This window comes from Paracoccus zhejiangensis (genome assembly GCF_002847445.1).
Taxonomy (GTDB): domain Bacteria; phylum Pseudomonadota; class Alphaproteobacteria; order Rhodobacterales; family Rhodobacteraceae; genus Paracoccus; species Paracoccus zhejiangensis.
The window spans coordinates 120,450-137,713 of record NZ_CP025430.1; the positions used below are offsets into that span (position 1 = coordinate 120,450).

The 17,264-nt window shown below is 64.8% G+C and carries 18 protein-coding genes and 1 tRNA gene; 3 read left to right on the forward strand and 16 right to left on the reverse strand.

Annotated features, from left to right (window positions below):
* Window positions 1–109: 109 nt before the first annotated feature.
* The 13 genes from CX676_RS00600 to CX676_RS00660 form a co-directional block, all read right to left on the reverse strand.
* On the reverse strand, window positions 110–1,339 hold the full coding sequence (locus CX676_RS00600) for a saccharopine dehydrogenase family protein (RefSeq protein ID WP_232816541.1): 1,230 nt from the start codon (window positions 1,337–1,339) through the stop codon (window positions 110–112).
* Window positions 1,340–1,377: 38 nt separating this feature from the next.
* On the reverse strand, window positions 1,378–2,484 hold the full coding sequence (gene nspC, locus CX676_RS00605; protein WP_101754042.1) for a carboxynorspermidine decarboxylase: 1,107 nt from the start codon (window positions 2,482–2,484) through the stop codon (window positions 1,378–1,380).
* A 157-nt stretch (window positions 2,485–2,641) separates the two neighbouring features.
* Entirely contained in the window at window positions 2,642–4,012 is a 1,371-nt protein-coding gene (locus CX676_RS00610) for a glutamate--cysteine ligase (protein WP_101750892.1), read from the reverse strand.
* A gap of 69 nt (window positions 4,013–4,081) precedes the next feature.
* A complete protein-coding gene (locus CX676_RS00615) occupies window positions 4,082–4,579 on the reverse strand; it encodes a hypothetical protein (RefSeq protein ID WP_101750893.1) in 498 nt (165 codons plus the stop codon).
* A gap of 40 nt (window positions 4,580–4,619) precedes the next feature.
* Window positions 4,620–5,054, reverse strand: a complete 435-nt coding sequence (locus CX676_RS00620) for a molybdenum cofactor biosynthesis protein MoaE (RefSeq protein ID WP_101750894.1) — start codon at window positions 5,052–5,054, stop codon at window positions 4,620–4,622.
* Between the two features lie 3 nt (window positions 5,055–5,057).
* Window positions 5,058–5,309: a molybdopterin converting factor subunit 1 gene (gene moaD, locus CX676_RS00625; protein WP_101750895.1), complete on the reverse strand. Its 252-nt coding sequence runs from the start codon at window positions 5,307–5,309 to the stop codon at window positions 5,058–5,060.
* On the reverse strand, window positions 5,299–5,931 hold the full coding sequence (gene pgsA, locus CX676_RS00630; RefSeq protein ID WP_101750896.1) for a CDP-diacylglycerol--glycerol-3-phosphate 3-phosphatidyltransferase: 633 nt from the start codon (window positions 5,929–5,931) through the stop codon (window positions 5,299–5,301). Before pgsA ends, moaD begins: the two co-directional genes overlap by 11 nt.
* A gap of 90 nt (window positions 5,932–6,021) precedes the next feature.
* Window positions 6,022–6,396: a hypothetical protein gene (locus CX676_RS00635; RefSeq protein WP_101750897.1), complete on the reverse strand. Its 375-nt coding sequence runs from the start codon at window positions 6,394–6,396 to the stop codon at window positions 6,022–6,024.
* 122 nt (window positions 6,397–6,518) lie between these two features.
* Window positions 6,519–8,372, reverse strand: coding sequence for an excinuclease ABC subunit UvrC (uvrC, locus tag CX676_RS00640; RefSeq protein WP_101750898.1), 1,854 nt, complete (start codon window positions 8,370–8,372; stop codon window positions 6,519–6,521).
* 313 nt (window positions 8,373–8,685) lie between these two features.
* Window positions 8,686–9,408, reverse strand: a complete 723-nt coding sequence (locus CX676_RS00645) for an SDR family oxidoreductase (RefSeq protein ID WP_232816676.1) — start codon at window positions 9,406–9,408, stop codon at window positions 8,686–8,688.
* 47 nt (window positions 9,409–9,455) lie between these two features.
* Window positions 9,456–10,382 (reverse strand): calcium/sodium antiporter, encoded by a 927-nt coding sequence (locus tag CX676_RS00650; protein WP_101750900.1) that lies wholly within the window; start codon window positions 10,380–10,382, stop codon window positions 9,456–9,458.
* Between the two features lie 105 nt (window positions 10,383–10,487).
* Complete coding sequence (locus CX676_RS00655; protein ID WP_101750901.1) at window positions 10,488–11,288, reverse strand: S49 family peptidase; 801 nt, start codon at window positions 11,286–11,288, stop codon at window positions 10,488–10,490.
* Between the two features lie 55 nt (window positions 11,289–11,343).
* Entirely contained in the window at window positions 11,344–12,366 is a 1,023-nt protein-coding gene (locus CX676_RS00660; protein WP_101750902.1) for a LacI family DNA-binding transcriptional regulator, read from the reverse strand.
* A gap of 108 nt (window positions 12,367–12,474) precedes the next feature.
* Here CX676_RS00660 and CX676_RS00665 point away from each other — a divergent pair.
* Both CX676_RS00665 and CX676_RS23360 read left to right on the forward strand, forming a co-directional pair.
* Window positions 12,475–12,551, forward strand: a tRNA-Arg gene (locus CX676_RS00665).
* Window positions 12,552–12,855: 304 nt separating this feature from the next.
* A complete protein-coding gene (locus tag CX676_RS23360; RefSeq protein ID WP_456299516.1) occupies window positions 12,856–13,164 on the forward strand; it encodes an IS1/IS1595 family N-terminal zinc-binding domain-containing protein in 309 nt (102 codons plus the stop codon).
* Window positions 13,165–13,308: 144 nt separating this feature from the next.
* Here CX676_RS23360 and CX676_RS00670 read toward each other — a convergent pair whose 3' ends face one another.
* The 3 genes from CX676_RS00670 to CX676_RS00680 all read right to left on the reverse strand — a co-directional run bounded on the left by CX676_RS00670 (window position 13,309) and on the right by CX676_RS00680 (window position 15,608).
* Entirely contained in the window at window positions 13,309–13,896 is a 588-nt protein-coding gene (locus tag CX676_RS00670) for a glutathione S-transferase family protein (RefSeq protein ID WP_232816542.1), read from the reverse strand.
* A 206-nt stretch (window positions 13,897–14,102) separates the two neighbouring features.
* Window positions 14,103–14,387 carry a DUF4242 domain-containing protein gene (locus tag CX676_RS00675; protein WP_101750904.1) on the reverse strand — a complete coding sequence of 95 codons (285 nt, stop codon included), beginning with the start codon at window positions 14,385–14,387 and terminating at the stop codon, window positions 14,103–14,105.
* Window positions 14,388–14,615: 228 nt separating this feature from the next.
* Window positions 14,616–15,608: an alpha/beta fold hydrolase gene (locus CX676_RS00680; protein ID WP_101750905.1), complete on the reverse strand. Its 993-nt coding sequence runs from the start codon at window positions 15,606–15,608 to the stop codon at window positions 14,616–14,618.
* Between the two features lie 57 nt (window positions 15,609–15,665).
* Here CX676_RS00680 and CX676_RS00685 point away from each other — a divergent pair, with 57 nt between their 5' ends.
* Window positions 15,666–17,264: a winged helix-turn-helix domain-containing protein gene (locus CX676_RS00685; protein WP_101750906.1), complete on the forward strand. Its 1,599-nt coding sequence runs from the start codon at window positions 15,666–15,668 to the stop codon at window positions 17,262–17,264.

Genomic DNA, 17,264 nt, shown 5'->3' on the forward strand with positions numbered 1-17,264 from the left:
CCTTGCGTTCAGGGGGGACTTGGAACGCAAAACGCCGCCCGGAACAGCTCAGTTCCGGACGGCGTCGTTCAGGCGGCTTGATCTTTGTGAAGCCCGGTCAGGCCGCAGGTCAGACCGGGTGATCGCCGGTGGCATCGATGACCCGCGTGGGCAGGCCCATCTCGCCCAGCATTTCAAGGAAGGGCCGCGCCGGCAGGTCCTCGACATTGGCCATCTTCTTCACGTCCCAGGGCCCGCGCGCGATCAGCACGGCAGCGGCCAGCGGCGGCACCCCCGCAGTATAGCTGATCCCTTGGCTGCCGACCTCGTCATAGGCCTGCTTGTGGTCGGCGACGTTGTAGATGAAGACCTCCCCCGGCTTGCCGTTCAGGCTGCCCTTGACCAGATCACCGATGCAGGTCTTGCCGGTGTAATCCTTGGCAAGGCTGGCCGGATCCGGCAGCACGGCCTTGACCAGCTTCAGCGGCACGACCTCCTGCCCCTCGGCGGTCTTGACCGGCTGCTCGCTCAGAAGCCCCAGCGATTGCAGCACGGTGAAGACGTTGATGTAATGCGGACCGAAGCCCATCCAGAAGCGGACATCGCTGTCCTTGTAGCGCGCCGAGAGGCTGTGGACCTCGTCATGGCCCGACAGGTAGGCGGTCTGCTTGCCCACCACCGGCAGATCCCATTCGCGGCCGACCTCGAACATCTTGTTCTCGGTCCATTTGCCACCCTGCCAGGCATAGACGGTGCCGGTGAATTCGCGGAAATTGATCTCGGGGTCGAAATTCGTGGCGAAATAGCGGCCATGCGAACCGGCATTGATGTCGACGATGTCGATGCTGTCGATCTTGTCGAAATACTCGTCCTCGGCCAGGCGGGCATAGGCATTGACCACGCCCGGATCGAAACCCGCACCCAAGACGGCGGTGATGCCGGCCTTCTCGACCGCCTCGCGCCGCTTCCATTCGTAATTGCCATACCAGGGCGGCGTCTCGCAGACCTTGGCCGGGTCCTCGTGGATGGCGGTGTCGATATAGGCGGCACCGGCGGCGATGCAGCCTTCCAGAACGGTCATGTTGATGAAGGCCGAGCCCACGTTGATGACGATCTTGGCATCCAGCTTGCGGATCAGATCGGCCACGGCCTTGCTGTCCATGGCGTCCAGCGCATGGGTCTCGACCGCCACCTGGTGGCCCTTGTCGCGCAGGCTGGCGACGATGGCATCCGCCTTGGACTGCGTTCGGCTGGCGATGTGCAGCGCGCCGAATTCCGCGGCCCATTGCGCCGCCTTGTGCGCCACGACCTGAGCGACGCCGCCGGCGCCAATGATCAGCAAGTTCTTCTTGTCAGCCAATTCTGTCTCCATTCACCGGGTGGCAGAGGTTGGGTCGCCTAGGACAGGCTGCCTTTGTAATCGTCATAGGAAAACCGCCGGACCTCGCGGACCGTTCCATCTTCCTCGCGGATGGCGATGGCGGGCATCGCCACGCCGTTGAACCAGTTCTTCTTGACCATGGTGTAACCGGCCGCATCGGCAATGCTGATCCGGTCGCCGATGGCCAGCGCCTTGTCGAAGCGCGCATCGCCGAAGATATCGCCCGCAAGGCAGGTCTTGCCGGCGATCTGGTAGTCGTGGTCGCCCTGCTGCGGCAGTTTCGCCGTTTCGCGATAGATCAGCAGGTCCAGCATATGCGCCTCGATGCTGCTGTCGACGATGGCCACGTCGCGGCCGTTATGGATGATGTCCAGCACGCTGACTTCCAGACTGGCGCTGCCGGTGATGCTGGCCTCGCCCGGCTCCAGATAGACCTGAACGCCGTGCTTTTCCGAGAAGGCGCGCAGCCGGTCGGCCAGACGGTCCAGCGGATAGGTCTCGCCGGTGAAATGGATGCCGCCGCCAAGGCTGACCCAGTCCAGCCGGTCAAGGAAGCCGCCGAACTCGGCCTCGATCCGGGTCAGTTGCTGGTCGAACAGGTCGAAATCGCGGTTCTCGCAATTGTAATGGATCATCACGCCGCTGATCCGGTCCAGCGCCGCCTCGAGCCGGGGCATGTCCCATTCGCCAAGCCGCGAGAAGGGGCGGGCGGGGTCGGCAAGGTCAAAACCGCTGGTCGAAAAGCGCGGGTTCAGCCGCAGCCCGGCCTGAATGCCCTTGGCCTTTGCCTTGTCGCCGAAACGGTCCAGCTGGCCGAGGCTGTTGAAGATGATCTTGTCGGCATGGCCGATGGCTTCGTCGATCTCGTGATCGGCCCAGGCCACGGAATAGGCATGGGTCTCCTTGCCGAATTCCTCGGCCCCCAGACGCAGCTCGAACAGCGAGGAGGAGGTGGTGCCGTCCATGAAGTCGCGCATGAAGTCGAAGGTCGACCAGGTGGCATAGCATTTCAGCGCCAACAGCGCCTTCGCCCCCGAGCGCTCGCGCAGATAGGCGACCTTTTCCATGTTGGCGCGCAGGCGGGCCTTGTCGATCAGGTAATAGGGGGTCTGCAGATCGGCCATGGCGAAACCTTCGGGTTCAAAACGCGAGACCGGCATATAGGCCCCGCGCGCCCGATTCACAAGGAAGCAGAAGGACCTGCCGCCGCGTCGGCGGCGCGGGCGCGCCCCGATCTCGCGCCGCCCGCGTCACGCGACAGATCAATCGAACCAGGCGCGCTCAGTAGGAGTATTCGTCGTAGATGCGGTTCAGATCGCCCTGCCATTCGCCGTGATATTTCTCCAGCAGCTCATCGGCGGGCACCTTGCCGCTGTCGATGCTTTCCCGCAGCGCGTTGAGGAAATGCGTCTCGTCCGGCACCAGCCCGCCGGCACCGGGACGGGCGCGGGATTTCAGCCCGGCCTCGGCAATGGCCACCACCTCGCGCGCCAGGTCGTGCATCCTGATGCCGTTCACCTCGGCCTGCAGTGCCGATTTGGCGGCACCGCGGCGCAGCCCCTCGCGGGTCTCGTGATCCCAGCCCTTGACCAGGTCCCAGGCCGCATCCAGCGCGCCCTGATCATAGGTCAACCCGACCCAGAAGGCGGGCAGGGCGCAAAGCCGCCGCCAGGGGCCGCCATCGGCGCCGCGCATCTCGATGAACTTCTTCACCCGCGCCTCGGGGAAAACCGTGGTCATGTGATCGGCCCAGTCCGACAGCGTCGGCACCTCGCCCGGCAAGGCGGGCAAGCGGCCGTTCATGAAGTCGCGGAAGCTCTGGCCGAGGGCGTTGATATACTTGCCGTCGCGGTAGACGAAATACATCGGCACATCGAGGACATAGTCGACCCAGGCCTCGTAGCCGAACCCGTCCTCGAAGGCGAAGGGCAGCATGCCGGTGCGGGCATCGTCGAGGTTCTGCCAGATATGGCTGCGCCAGCTTTTCATGCCGTTGGGCTTGTCGTCGAGGAAGGGCGAATTGGCGAAGAGCGCGGTGGCGACGGGCTGCAGCGCCAGCGCCACGCGCAGCTTTTGCACCATGTCGGCCTCGCTGGCGAAGTCGAGGTTCACCTGCACGGTGCAGGTGCGGAACATCATCTGCCGCCCCAGCGTCCCCACCCGGGTCATGTAGTCGTTCATCAGCGCATAGCGCCCCTTGGGCATCATCGGCATCTGGTCCTGACGCCAGATCGGCGCCGCGCCCAAGCCGATGAAGCCCGCGCCCATGTCATCCGCCACCGATTTCACCTCGGCCAGATGCTGGTTCACCTCGTCGCAGGTCTGGTGAATGGTCTCGAGCGGTGCGCCCGACAGTTCCAGCTGGCCGCCGGGCTCGAGGCTGACATTGGCCAGACCCTTCTGCAGCCCGATGATATTGCCCTGCTCCAGCACCGGGTCCCAGTCAAATCGCTCGGCCAGGCCGTTCAGCATCGCCTTGATCGAACAGTCGCCCTCGTAGGGCAAAGGCAGCTTGCCGGCCTTGTCATAGCCGAATTTCTCGTGCTCGGTGCCGATGCGCCAATCCTCGCGGGGCTTTTCGCCACGGGTGATGTAATCGGCCAATTGGTCACGATGCTCGATCGGGCCGCCGCCCTGCTGGGGAATGGACATAAGGTCGCAGCCTTTCTCGGTCTTGGAAGGACACAGGTGGCAACAGCGCCGGGGCGAGTCAAGCGGGGATCAGCGCGGCCTCACCCAAAGGGTGCGCACGGCGGCATCGGGATGGTTCAGCGCCGCCGAGATCTCGCCCATGCGAATCCCAGGCAGCGCGGCGAAGGCATCGGCCAGTCCCGCAGCACCCGCCGCATCCAGCGGGATCAGCAGGGCCTGCGCATCGGTGGATTTCAGCCGCCAGTGTGGACGGCCCTGCAAGGGCAAGAGCCGGATCTCGCTGAGGTCGCGCAGCGCGATCTCGCCACCCAGCAGCCTTGCACCGTAATAGCGGATCGCCCCCTCGTCGATTTCCACAACGCCCGGGCCGCCGATATCGCGGCGGAAGGGCAGGCGACGGATCGCCGCCAGCAGCCAGGCCAGCGACACGAAGCCGCCGCCAAGGCCGATCAGGCCGAAGAACCAGCCACCAAGCGTCAGGAACCAGAGACTGACCAGAAGGGCGCCAATGGCGCTCAGCGGCTCGGACCACCGGCGGAGTATCTGGCGCAACTCGGGCCGGATCATCGGGCGCCCCGGAGGCCGGCGATCTGGGCGCGGGCGATGCTCACCAGCGGGTCAGCGCGTCTTCGTCGCTGTCCTTGGCGGCAACCCAGTCACCGGTGCCATCGGGGCCGATCTCGCGCTTCCAGAAAGGCGCGCGGGATTTCAGCCAATCCATCAGGAATTCTGCCGCCTCGAAGGCGGATTTGCGATGCCGCGCGGCGGTGGCGACCATCATGATCGGCTCGCCCACTTTCAGAGGCCCGTGGCGGTGGATGACCAACCAGCCGTCCAGCCCGAAACGCCGGGCGGCCTCGCTGCCGTAATCCTCCAGCGCGGCTTCGGTCATGCCGGGGTAATGCTCGATCTCTAGCCCCTGCATCTGGCCGCTGTCATCGCGCACGAGGCCGGTGAAGGTGACCACCGCACCCGACCCCGTACCAAAACCCTGCAATTCCGCAGCAAGGTCGAAGGGCTCGGTCTGGACGCGGGCGCTCATCGCTCAGCCCCCGGTCATCGGCGGGAAGAAGGCCACCTCGCGGGCACCGGCCAGCGGGCTGTCGAGGCTGACCAGCTTCTGATCGACGGCACAGCGCACGGTGGCCATGTCGGCAAAGGCGGCGGCGTGCCAATCATCCATCGCGGCAAGTTCGGCGACCAGCTCGCGCACGGTCGCGGCCTCGGTCTCGATCCGCTCGCGCGGCTGGCCGATGCGTTCGCGCAACCAGGCGAAATACAGGACATCAAGCGTCATCGCGCGGCTCCCGCAGGTAGGGCATCGCCTTGACGAAGTAATCCCAGCCTGTCCACGCCGTCAGTGCCGCCGCGATCCAGATCAGCAGCAGGCCGGTCCAGGTGGCCAGATCGGCCCAGCTGTCGAAGAAGGGCAGCCGCGGCTCGCCCACCAGCGGCGGGCGGCCATGCTCGACATAGGCAAGCCCGGTGCCGAGGAACAGGACCGAGATGGCGACCATCTGGAAGGTGGTCTTCCACTTGGCCAGCTTGGTGACCTTCAGCAGCTTCGCGTTCGGTCCCAGGAACTCGCGCAGGCCGGACACGAAGACCTCGCGGAACAGGATCACCGTCGCGGGCAGGATCAGCCATGGGTTCATGCCGGAATAGCCGGTGATGACGACGATGGCGATGACCACCATGGCCTTGTCGGCAATCGGGTCCATCGCCGCGCCGAAGCGGCTTTCCTGACCCCAGGCGCGGGCCAGGTAGCCATCGAACCAGTCGGTGATCGCCGCCAGCATGAACAGCGCCAGCGCCGCCAGATCGGCCCATGGCCGCTGGAAATAGAGGAACATGATCGGGACACCCGGCGCAGCCAGAAGTCTCAGGACGGTCAGAAGGTTGGGCAGGTTCCAGCGCATGGCCGCAAGCTAGTCGCTGTGGCGGCGCTTTGGAAGGGGCGGGCGGTCGCATTTCTGTGCGCCGCCCGCCGCAAGGTCTGAACCTGCGGCTCAGCCCTCGGCCAGTTCCTCGGGGAACAGCTCGAAGGCGCGGCCGGCGATGGTCAGGCGCAGGGCCTTGATATGGGTGTCGCTGGTATTGCGCGACAGCCGTCCGGTGACCGAGACCGCATCGCCCGGCGCCGCCAGGCGCTCGGTCAACCCGGCGCTCAGCATCCGGTCGCGGCTGACCAGTTCGATGGTCCAGTTCAGCCCGTCGCGGGCGCGAACCTGCAGGCTGGGATTGCGGCCCGAGAGGGCCAGATCGGTGATGGTGGCGTCCAGGCTGGTCAGTTCGTCCTCGAATCCCGACCAGTCACCAGCACCAGTATCCGCCGGGGCATGAAGCGGATGACGACGTCGGCCGGGCAGGGGGCAATAAAGCATGATCGCGTCCTTTGGCTGAATCGGTTGGTGAAGCCGCAATCATAGCGTGCCGAACCGCGAGTCCGGGGGTAAGGACTTACCTGACTCCGCCAATCGGCGGATTTAGGGCAAATGAGCAAATGTCAGGCGTGGAAATGGTCATAGATCGACTGCGCCATGGTCGCGCTGATCCCGTCCACTGCCTGCAGATCGGCCACCCCCGCGCGGCTGACGGCCTTGGCGCTGCCGAAATGCGCCAGCAGGGCGCGCTTGCGCGCCGCGCCGACGCCCGGCACCTCGTCCAGCGGGTTGGCCAGCGCCTGCTTGGTGCGGCGCGCGCGGTGGGTGCCGATGGCCCAACGATGCGCCTCGTCCCGCAGGCGCTGGATGAAATAGAGCACCGGGTCGTTCATCCTCAGCGCCATGGGCCGCGCGCCGGGGCGGTGGAATTCTTCCTTGCCGTGGTCGCGGTCGACGCCCTTGGCGACGCCGATGATGGGAATGTCCTCGACGCCGAGATCGGCCAGAATGCCTTCGACCGCCGAAACCTGCCCGGCGCCGCCATCGATCAGCAACAGATCGGGCCAGGCCTCGGTGTTGCGGTCGGGGTCTTCCTTCAGCAGACGGGTGAAGCGGCGGGTCAGCACCTCGCGCATCATGCCGAAATCGTCGCCCGGGGTGATCTCGGTGCCCTTGATGTTGAACTTGCGATACTGGTTCTTCATCCAGCCCTCGGGACCGGCGACGATCATGCCGCCCACCGCCGCCGCGCCTTGGATATGGCTGTTGTCATAGACCTCGATCCGCCGGGGCGGGCTGGGCAGGTCAAAGGCCTCGGCCAGACCTTCCAGCAGGCGCAGCTGCGTCGCGCTTTCCGACATGCGGCGGGCGAGGCTTTCGCGGGCATTTCGCAGCGCGTTGGCGACCAGTTCGGATTTCTCGCCCCGCTGCGGCACGGCCAGCTCGATCTTGCGCCCGGCGCGTTCCGACAGCACCTCGGCGGTCAGTTCGGGGTCTTCCGGCGCGTCCGACAGCAGCACCAGCCGGGGTGGGGGCTTGCCGTCATAGAATTGCAGCAGGAAGGCCTGCATCACCTCGTCGGTCCGCTCGGCCCCGCCGAGCCGGGGATAGAAGTCGCGGTTGCCCCAGCTTTGATGGCCGCGGATGAAGAAGACCTGCACGCAGGCCTGCCCGCTTTCCATGTGCAGCGCGATGACATCTGCCTCGGCCACGCCCTTGGGGTTGATGGCCTGCACCGATTGCACCGCCGTCAGTGCCTTGATCCGGTCGCGCAGCGCGGCGGCGCGTTCATATTCCATCGCTTCGGCGGCAGTCGCCATGTCCTTCGCCAGCTGGGCCTGAATGGCCGTGGTCTTGCCCTGCAGGAAGCGTTCGGCATCACTCACCAGCCCGAGATAGTCCGTTTCCGAGATCCGCCCGGTGCAGGGGGCACTGCAACGCTTGATCTGGAACAGCAGGCAGGGGCGGGTGCGGCTGTCGAAGGTGCTGTCGGAACAGTTGCGCAGCAGGAACACCCGCTGCAACTGGTTCAGCGTCCGGTTTACCGCGCCGGCGCTGGCGAAGGGGCCGTAATAATCGCCCTTCTCGGACTTGGCGCCGCGATGCTTCTTGATCTGCGGGAAGGGGTGGGACTTGGCGACGAGGATATTCGGGAAGGACTTGTCGTCACGCAGCAGCACGTTGTAGCGCGGCTTCAGCTGCTTGATGAGGTTCTGTTCCAGCAGCAGCGCCTCGGTCTCGGTGCGCGTGGTCAGGAACATCATCGAGGCGGTTTCGCGGATCATCCGCGCGATGCGGCCGGAATGGCCGGTGGGCCGGGCGTAGTTCGACACGCGCGCCTTCAGGTCACGGGCCTTGCCGACATAGAGAACCGCCCCCTGCGCATCCAGCATCCGGTAGACCCCGGGGCTGGAATCAAGATTGCGCAGGTAATTCTGGATCACGGCGGGGCCGGTAGGGGCGGGCGTCTGGGTCATGCACTCTATCAGATGATTCTCGGCCTTGGCTGCAAGTTCTGAGGCCCGGCTTCAAGGATAATTCTGTCCACGCTTTCTGTGGATAAGTTTGTGGGCAAAAGCCGCGGCACCGGTGAATTGCCAGCGTTTGCTGGCCGGAAGCTGGATTGCCTAAACTTTAAGCAGTAATTTAATCTCTTGTTTTGTCATGATATTTTATGTGATCGCGGCAAGGGACTGAATCTTCTCGCAGAATCGTGACGCCTCCGTGACGGGTGTGCGAGGGGTGGACAAGTCCCGCGAGTCGGGCCGGATCGGCCCTATTAAAGCCCTGTTAAGAATTGAGGATATCCGGGGTTTTCCAGCCCAGATGCTGGCCGCCATCGACGCAGATCAGCTGTCCGGTGACGGCTTTCGCGTCCAGCAGATAGCCCAGTGCGGCGGTGATGTCGCCGGCATCCGCCCCGCGCTGAAGGACGGTGGCGGCGCGCTGGCGGTCGAAATGATCCTGGCTCTGGCGGGCGCCGATCATGGTCGGGCCCGGACCGATGGCATTCACGCGGATCGCCGGGGCAAGGGCCTGTGCGGTCGTGCGGGTCAGCGCCCAGAGCCCGGCCTTGGCCAGCGAATAGGTCATGAATTCCGGCGTCGGTTTCAGCACCCGCTGGTCGACCATGTTGACGATCAGCCCTGTCGCGACGGGCTCTCCCTCGGCATCGCCCGCTGGGGCCGCCTGGGCCGCGAAGGCCTGGATCAGCTGGAAGGGCGCGCGCAGGTTCGAGCCGATGTTGCGGTCCCAGCTGTCCATCGTGGCGCTGCGGATATTGTCATAGTCGAAGATCGAGGCATTGTTCACCAGCACCGACAGCTGGCCAAGCTCCGCCGTCACCGCCGGGACCAGCGCTGCGGTTGCGTCTTCGTCCAGCAGATCGGCTTGGAACACCTCGGCGCGCACGCCAAGGGCGCGGGCGGTCGCCGCCGTCGCCTCGGCCTCGTCGCGCGAGCGGTCGTAATGGATGGCGACATCGAAGCCGCGCCCGGCCAGGTAAAGCGCCATCGCCCGCCCCAGCCGGCGGGCCGCGCCGGTGACCAGCGCCGCGCCACTCACAGCAGGATGCCCACGTAGAGCGCGTAGCCGGCCAGCAGGCCAAGCCCGACGCGCTTGCCCATGCGCACGCTGCGGAAGAGGAAGGGCCAGAGCAGCGCCGAGGCCGCCAGCATCACCCAGAGGTCCAGTTGCAGCATCTGCGGCGGGATCGGCAGCGGCTTGATCAGCGCGGTGATGCCGAGGATGGCGAGGATGTTGAACAGGTTCGAGCCGACGACATTGCCAAGCGCCATGTCGGCCCGCCCGGCGCGCGCCGAGGCGATCGAGGCCGCCAGTTCGGGCAGCGAGGTGCCGACCGCCACCAGCGTCAGCCCGATGACCGCCTCGCTGATGCCGAAGCTGCGGGCAATATCGGTCGCGCCGGTAACCAGCAGCTGCGCCCCCACGGGCAGCGCCACCAGCCCGATGGCCAGCCACAGCGCGATCTTGCCGCCGCTGGCCGAGGCATCCGCCCCCTCCAGATCGCCCTCGCCCCCGGCCCCTGCGGTCGACAGCTGCCGCCACAGGACCAGCCCCAGCATCGCCAGCAGCAACAGCCCGTCGATGCGTCCGATCGGCCCCGAGACCGCCATGACGATCAGCACGACCGAGGCCGCCATCATCATCACCCAGCTTTCATTCAGGTCCAGCCCCTTGGTCGGAATTCCGGTCAGCGCGGCGCAGGCGCCAAGGATGACAAGGACATTGGCGATGTTCGAGCCGACGACATTGCCCATGGCGATATCGGTCGAGCCCTTCAGCGCCGCCGAGACCGAGACCAGCATCTCGGGCGCCGAGGTACCGAAGGCCACCACGGTCAGCCCGACCACGGTAGGGGTGACGCCAAGGCGCAGGGACAGGTTCACCGCCCCCTTGACCAGGTTGTCGCCACCCAGGACCAGCAGAACAAGGCCGGCAAGGACCAGCAGGCTATCAACGATCACGGCGCGAGATCCCCAGAAATTTCAACAGAAAACGGCGAAAACCCGGACCGGCCAGAAAGGCGATCAGGATCATGACGAGCAGGAAGGTCAGGACGATCTTGACCATCAGCGGCTGATCCCGAAGCGGGCAAAGGCCGCGCGCTCATCCGCGGCACCCATCAGAGCCTCGGCCGAAAGGCCGAAGCGACGATACCAGGGCTGGCGGATGCCGTAGCGTTCAAAGCGGACATCGCCGAACAGCTCGCGCATCTTCGGCTCCAGGTGGGCGATGCCATCGGCGAGGCCCAGATCGACCGCGCGGCGGCCGGTCCAGAAGGCGCCGGTGAAGAGGTCGGGATCATCGGCCAGCTTCTCGCCACGCCGCGCAAGGACGTGGTCGCGGAAGGTCTCGTGGATGGTGTCCAGAATGCCGTCCAGCCGTTCGACATCCTCGGGCTTCTCGGGCCGGAACGGGTCGAGCTGCGATTTCGAGCGTCCGGCGGTATGGACGCGCCGCTCGATCCCCCAGCGCTCGATCAGGTCGGTAAAGCCGAACCCCGCCGAGATCACCCCGATCGAGCCGAGGATCGAGCTGTCATCGGCCCAGATCCGGTCAGCGGCGCAGGCCAGCCAATAGCCGCCCGAGGCCGCCACATCCTCGACAAAAGCATGGACCGGGACCTTGTGCTGCTCCGACAGCCGGCGGATGCGCGCGCCGATCAGCGAGGATTGCACCGGCGAACCGCCGGGCGAGTTGATGACCAGCGCCACGGCCAGCGGTTTCCGGCGGGTAAAGGCGCGATCCAGCAGCGGCTGCAGCCCGGCATCGGAGAGGCCGGCGGCACCGGGACGGGAGGCGGCGCCGATCAGGCCCTGCAGGCGGATGACGGCGACGCTCGGCTTGCGGTTAAGGAATGGGATTTTCATCCAACCCACATAAGCGGCGGGGCGGCCCCGGGCAAGCGCGTCGGGATGCCTTGGGTCAGGGGATGGCGCGGATGGTGTCGCCCGGCAGGAAGGTCGGCGTCAGCGCGACGACCCGGTCGGGCGGGGTGGCGTCCTTGCCGGCGATGATCCGTGCGGCGCGGCGGCCGATATCATGGCGGCGGGCATCGGTGGTGCTGAGCCGCACCGGCAGCCCGTCCAGCAGGTCGACCCCATTGAAGCCGGCCAGCCCGATCCGGCCCGGGATGTCATAGCCCTGATCGAGGCAGTAAAGCAGCCCGCCCGCCCCGATCATGTCATTCGAGTAATAGAGGAAATCCAGATCCGGCGCGCGGGCCAGAATCCGCTCGGTCAGTTCGCGGCCCTTCAGCAACGAGGAGCCGCCCTGGTAATATTCCCGCGCCTCCAGCTGCACGCCCTTCTCGGCCAGCCCCTCCTCGAAGCCCACCAGCCGTTTCCGGGCGCGGTGATCCTCGGGCATGTGGGTGCCGACAAAGCCGATGCGGCGATAGCCGGCGGCAAGGATATGGTCGGCCATCTCGCGCCCGGCGCGGTGATGCGAGATGCCGACCAGCGTGTCGATGCCCTGACCGTCAGTATCCATGATCTCGACGATGGGGATGCCGGAATTCGACAGCATGGCGGTCGCGGCCTTGCTGTGCTCGAGCCCGGCGAGGATCACCCCCGAGGGCCGCCAGGACAGCATGTCGTAAAGCACCATCTCTTCGCGCGCGGGGGAATAGTTGCTGACCCCAATCACCGGCTGCAGCCCGGTATCGTCCAGTTCCGCCGAGATCCCGCCCAGCACATCGGGAAAGACCAGGTTCGACAGCGACGGAATGACCACCGCGACGAGGTTCACCCGCTGGCTGGCCAGCCCGCCGGCGATCTTGTTGGGGACATAGCCAAGCGTCTTCGCGGCAGTCAGCACCTTCTCGCGCGTCGCCGCCGAGACATCGCCCCGGTTGCGCAGCACCCGGCTGACCGTCATCTCACTGACGCCCGAGGCTTCGGACACGTCCCGAAGCGTCAATGGCCGGCGCGGTTTCTGCGGTGTCATGGCAATCCGATGGGCAATATATACCTTATTAACAAACAGTGTTAGCGCATGACCCCGGCACGGGCAAGCTTGCCAATGTCGCAGTTTCCCGGCACAAGATGCCGCAGCGGCCCCGTGGCTCAACTGGATAGAGCAGCCCCCTCCTAAGGGGCAGGTTGCAGGTTCAAATCCTGCCGGGGTCACCAAGAAAATCAAGTACTTAGGTTGATATAAAACACTTGAATTGTCCGTCCCGGAACGAAACCCCGGGTGCAGTTTCTGGGTACAACGAATAATTTGGCTTGCGATTGGCCCATACTGGGGGAACAGGATGCCCATCCCGACGGCGAATTTTTTGCTCATGTCTTGAAATTGTGCTGGTCGATTTCGCCTTACGGGTAAAACGCCAATATTGCCCTCTGCGAACCTCATGGAGAGCAGATGCCCAAGTCGACCACCACGCCGATCAATCAGCACCGGTTTCGATCACTTCTTAATCGCCTGCGGCAGATGACGGCAAGCCAGATTGAGGATCTCTTGTCTGCTGCGACCGCGATCCGACGCACCCGTGCTTCCCTTGCAGAAATTGAAGCACGAACAGAGTGGGATCATCAATGTCCCCATTGTGACTGCTCTCGACGACAGAAGTGGGGCCAGACACGGACCGGGGTGCAACGATATCGCTGTACGGATTGGCTGCGCAGCTATTCGGGGCTGACCGGGTCGGTCATCTGTGGTTTTTATCAGCATGATCTTTTTCCGGCGGCGAGGTCACGTCCGTCAAGCTGGTGTAAATTCCCTGATAGCCTGAGGGCATGATCAGGCCGCTTTTGTGGTTATGCTGAGAAAGGGGTCGATTACCGACATAGCGCTGCGTGAGCACACCGCGTATGGAAGCACATCGATGGCGCCGGATGTCCCATGGGCGATCTGGCCAGAGCGGCCCTGACCCTCCACCGTCGATCATCCCCCGTGACGCGGGCGCGCTTGCGCTGTGCTGTTCCGCTTCGCCACCGCGCCATGTAGCCTCGCCAGCCGGGGCCTGTCCGCCAGCGCGACGGGATCGTCGCCGAAGAACTCGGTCAGCATATAGGCATAGAGGTCCAGCGCGCTGATCCCCCCGGCCAGAAAGAACGGCCTGCCGGCGATGGCGCGGTCGAGCAGCGTGAACTGGTCGAGCAGCCGCTTGCGGGCATTGTCGACCAGGGCCGGATGGGCTCCCGGGTCGTCCAGGAACCGCTCGGGGTGGTTGAGTTGGACGAAGGTCATGTAGGGGCTTGCGGCCATGTAGATGAGCCAGCGCAGGAACGTCGCCCTGTCGGGGTGGTCGGGTCCGAGAACCAGCGGCGTGTCCGGGTGGCGTTCGCCCAGGGCGATGATGATCGCGGCGGTCTCGCCGATCACCTCGCCTGACGGGAATGCGAGGGCGGGGACCTGCCCGGTCGGGTTCACCGCCAGATAGGCCGGCGACCGGTGCGCGCCGGCAGCCATGTCGATGGCGACGCGCTCATAGGGGATCTGCATCTCTTCGAGCAGAAGCTCGATCACCATTGCCCCGGACATCCTCTCCCAGAAGAGGCGGTAACGACCTGTTTCGACCTGCGCCAATCCATACCTCCATTTTGCCGCTTCCCACGATGCCGGACGGCCAGCGGGGAGGCGCCGATCTCTGTACGGGTCGGAAGATCCCGCAGAGGGCGCGATCTTCCGTTCGGACCCCGACAAGCCGACCGATCCGCCGGTCATCCAAGACAGTATCAGCCCTTCGCCGTAAGCGGATCGATCACCTGCGGGACCTCCGTGACCGCGGCGACCGGGATGCCCGACAGCTCCGCATGCTTTCGGATCGTTGCCTCGCTGTCGGCCAGGTAGATGCAGAAGGTCTTGTCGCGGGCCACGTAGCTTTGGACCCACTGGATGCCCGTGCCGATCTGATCCAGCGCCTGTTTTGACGCGCGGGCGGCGGCGCAAAGCTCGGCAGCCGGCATCTGGCCGATCGCCGGAATGTCGCGCTCGATCATGAAGCGTTTCAACTGTGTCATCTGAGGGTCCTTTCTCATGCAGGACTACTGGCAGCGCGTCGGCCTTCCGCTGTTGACGAAACTCTGGTCGCCAGCAAGGCACGCGCGGCAAGTGTATGAAGCTGGATCTGTTGCGAAGCAGGATGGCTCCGAACGATCTTGCCACCTAAAACAGCTCGGCTGGAGGCCATGGGCTGGGACATGCCCAACCGCGTCACCACCATTCAAGCATCCCGAGCCAAACCCTTACTATTCCTCGCCCACCGACGCGGTGAAGGCCAAGACGGCGTCAACGAAGCCTTCGCGATCCTGAACGGGACCACCGTGATTCGTGCCCTCGAGGACAGAGCCAGTTGCATTCGGCTGACAGCGCACCACCTCGTCGGCCATCATCGCGTCCAGCACATAGGCATCACTGCCCTGTATCACCAATGTGGGAACCTCGATCTTTGTCAGCCCGTCACAGTCGATAGGCTCGGCTGATGCGACGGCCTCGAGAAAGGGAGGAAGGGTACGCGCATTGTCATCCCACATCTGCTGGGCGAGGTCTGAATGCGTTTCTGCCTCGCCGGTCGCAAGCTGAAAGACAGCTTCGATCAGCCGTCGAACGGCATCCTTTTCCTCGCCCGCCTGTAGTGCCTCGGCCATTGGGCCGAACGAGGCGAATTTCTGGGCGATCGCGGCACGTTCACCAGAAAGCCCGGCATGCAGGGATGCAACCGTGGGTTCGAAATGTGTGATCGAGCGAAACTTCTCGGGATAGCGCATGGCCGCCAGAAGCCCGACAAATCCGCCATAGGACCAGGTCACCAGATGCACGGGGCCGGCATCCAGCGCATCGATCACAGCCGCAAGATCTTCTGCATGGGTTGCCACACTGAAGTTCCCGGCGTCATCAGGCCATTCGGCGGGGCCGAAATAGCGCTGATCATAGGCCACGAAACGGTAGTCTTCGGCGACGCGGTCGCGAATGCCGCCCCAGACGCGATGGTCGGACACCGCCCCATGCAGGAAAAGCACCACAGAACCGCTGCCGGCATCCTGATAGGTCAGGGTTGCATCGCCTACGGCGACTTCGCCACCACGAGCGGGAAAGGTAGTCGGCAGAAACAACAAGGCGGCGGCAAGGCAGGCGCGGATGTAGGCCGGGATGAAGTCATGAGGTCTCATCTTCAGCTCCTTTTTCTGTTCTACGATGCGAAAAAGCAGGCCCGAATCCCTCCTGAATGTCCTGACCATCATCTGAATTCTTTCTGAATCGACGCTGGGGCGTTAACATGGACGGGTCTGGAGTGTGTCATGGAGCTTGGTAATCACAGGTTTGATCCCCAGAGTGGTGATCTTTTCACAATCGACGGACAGCCCGTCCCGTTGAAGCGTCAGGCGCGCGCGCTGATGCAGGTGCTTGCTGCCGCAGGCGGTCGGGTCGTTTCCAAGGATACGCTCATGGACGCTGTCTGGCCCGATGTGACCGTCAGCGAGGATTCGCTCTATCAGGCGGTCGCCGAAGCAAGGCGGGCGCTTGGCGCACACGGTTCCCAGATCATTAGATCGGTGCCACGCCAAGGCTATCTCATGGACGCGGCTGGTGCTGCAAGCAGGAGGGTCGGACGATGGCCAGTCATGGCCGGGTTCGCGCTCGCCGCCATGCTCGCAGGTGCCACCATCTGGACGCAAAGGCAGGTTTCGTCCGGCGACGCCCGGCATCCCGTGATCGCCGTCCTGCCCTTCGAGGCGGTAGCAGGCGATGGCATATGGCAACGCCGTGGTCTGGGTCTGTCCGCTGAAATCGCCACCGAGCTGGCGCGCAACGACTGGCTTGATGTCATTGCGCCTGAAGCCGCCGAGACGCTGGCAGGCTCGTCGCTGCAACCTGCCGCCGAGAAGCTCAATGCAAGGTTCCTGGTGGGTGGGACGCTGGCCGCAGAAAACGGCCTGCTCCGCGTGTCGGCGCGCATGATGGATCGCGAGACGGGAAAGCTGATCTGGTCAGATCGCTGGAATCGCAACGAGGCGGGCTTCCTGGATCTCGAAGCGGATGTTCTCGACCGCATCGCAGGGCCTCTCGGCGGTGCGCTGACCGGCGTGATCGCCCAAGCCGAACTCGCCAACTCGCAAGCAAGGCCTCCAGCCTCGCTTGATGCATACGACCACTTTCTGCTGGGGCTCGCGGCGAAACATCACTGGAACCGGGAGGGGTTCATTCTTGCGGTGACCCATTTCAGGCGTGCCATCGAGCTTGATCCTGACTATGCGAAGGCATGGTCGTTTCTGTCGCTCAATCTCAGCTTCCTCGCGCTGGAATCGGACAGTCAGGACGAACGCGAACGGTTCTGGCGCGAGGCCCGGGCTGCCGCGGAGCGCGCCTATGCCCTTGATCCGGATGATCCGGAGGTCTTGTGGCGTATGGCGCGAGAGCGGGGCGCGCAGGGCGACCTTGAACATGCCGCGAGAATGCTGCGCCGATCGGTGAAGCTGGCACCGGGCAATGCCGATGTCCTGATGGTCGCCGCGTGGACCAGCCATTATGCCGGCGTGCGCGGGGAAGAACCCTTGCTTTGGGCGCGCCGGGCTCATGAACTGACGCCGATCCGGCCGGCAAAATACAGGATCAGCCTCGGGCTCGCGGCTTTCTCGGCGAAGGACTACCAGCTGTCCGTGACGACCCTGCGGAACGCACCGAAATCGCCTGAGGTCCTTGCCCATTTGGCCGCGGCAGAGGCGCTTCTCGGCAATGTCTCGGCCGCCCGCGAATTGGCGCGGCAGCTTCAGGAAATTCGTCCTGATTTCGTGGTCGACGACATGTTCGGGCCGGTCGGGCTGGCCGGGTTCGGCGATGTCCTGACGGACCTGCGGCAAGGTGCTGCCTTGGCCGGCCTTCCCGTCAGTCGATCGTAA

Bases quoted from the DNA above. Each gene is read 5' to 3' on its own strand.
- CX676_RS00620 (WP_101750894.1), bottom strand. From the start codon at position 5,054: ATGAGCGCCCGCGTCCAGACCGAGCCCTTCGACCTTGCTGCGGAATTG.
- CX676_RS00670 (WP_232816542.1), bottom strand. From the start codon at position 13,896: ATGGTGATCGAGCTTCTGCTCGAAGAGATGCAGATCCCCTATGAGCGC.
- CX676_RS00645 (WP_232816676.1), bottom strand. From the start codon at position 9,408: ATGGCGCTTTACCTGGCCGGGCGCGGCTTCGATGTCGCCATCCATTAC.
- CX676_RS00610 (WP_101750892.1), bottom strand. From the start codon at position 4,012: ATGTCCATTCCCCAGCAGGGCGGCGGCCCGATCGAGCATCGTGACCAA.
- pgsA (WP_101750896.1), bottom strand. From the start codon at position 5,931: ATGCGCTGGAACCTGCCCAACCTTCTGACCGTCCTGAGACTTCTGGCT.
- CX676_RS00685 (WP_101750906.1), top strand. From the start codon at position 15,666: ATGGAGCTTGGTAATCACAGGTTTGATCCCCAGAGTGGTGATCTTTTC.
- CX676_RS00635 (WP_101750897.1), bottom strand. From the start codon at position 6,396: ATGCTTTATTGCCCCCTGCCCGGCCGACGTCGTCATCCGCTTCATGCC.
- moaD (WP_101750895.1), bottom strand. From the start codon at position 5,309: ATGACGCTTGATGTCCTGTATTTCGCCTGGTTGCGCGAACGCATCGGC.
- CX676_RS00680 (WP_101750905.1), bottom strand. From the start codon at position 15,608: ATGATGGTCAGGACATTCAGGAGGGATTCGGGCCTGCTTTTTCGCATC.
- uvrC (WP_101750898.1), bottom strand. From the start codon at position 8,372: ATGACCCAGACGCCCGCCCCTACCGGCCCCGCCGTGATCCAGAATTAC.
- CX676_RS00660 (WP_101750902.1), bottom strand. From the start codon at position 12,366: ATGACACCGCAGAAACCGCGCCGGCCATTGACGCTTCGGGACGTGTCC.
- CX676_RS00675 (WP_101750904.1), bottom strand. From the start codon at position 14,387: ATGACACAGTTGAAACGCTTCATGATCGAGCGCGACATTCCGGCGATC.
- CX676_RS23360 (WP_456299516.1), top strand. From the start codon at position 12,856: ATGACGGCAAGCCAGATTGAGGATCTCTTGTCTGCTGCGACCGCGATC.
- nspC (WP_101754042.1), bottom strand. From the start codon at position 2,484: ATGGCCGATCTGCAGACCCCCTATTACCTGATCGACAAGGCCCGCCTG.
- CX676_RS00655 (WP_101750901.1), bottom strand. From the start codon at position 11,288: ATGAAAATCCCATTCCTTAACCGCAAGCCGAGCGTCGCCGTCATCCGC.
- CX676_RS00615 (WP_101750893.1), bottom strand. From the start codon at position 4,579: ATGATCCGGCCCGAGTTGCGCCAGATACTCCGCCGGTGGTCCGAGCCG.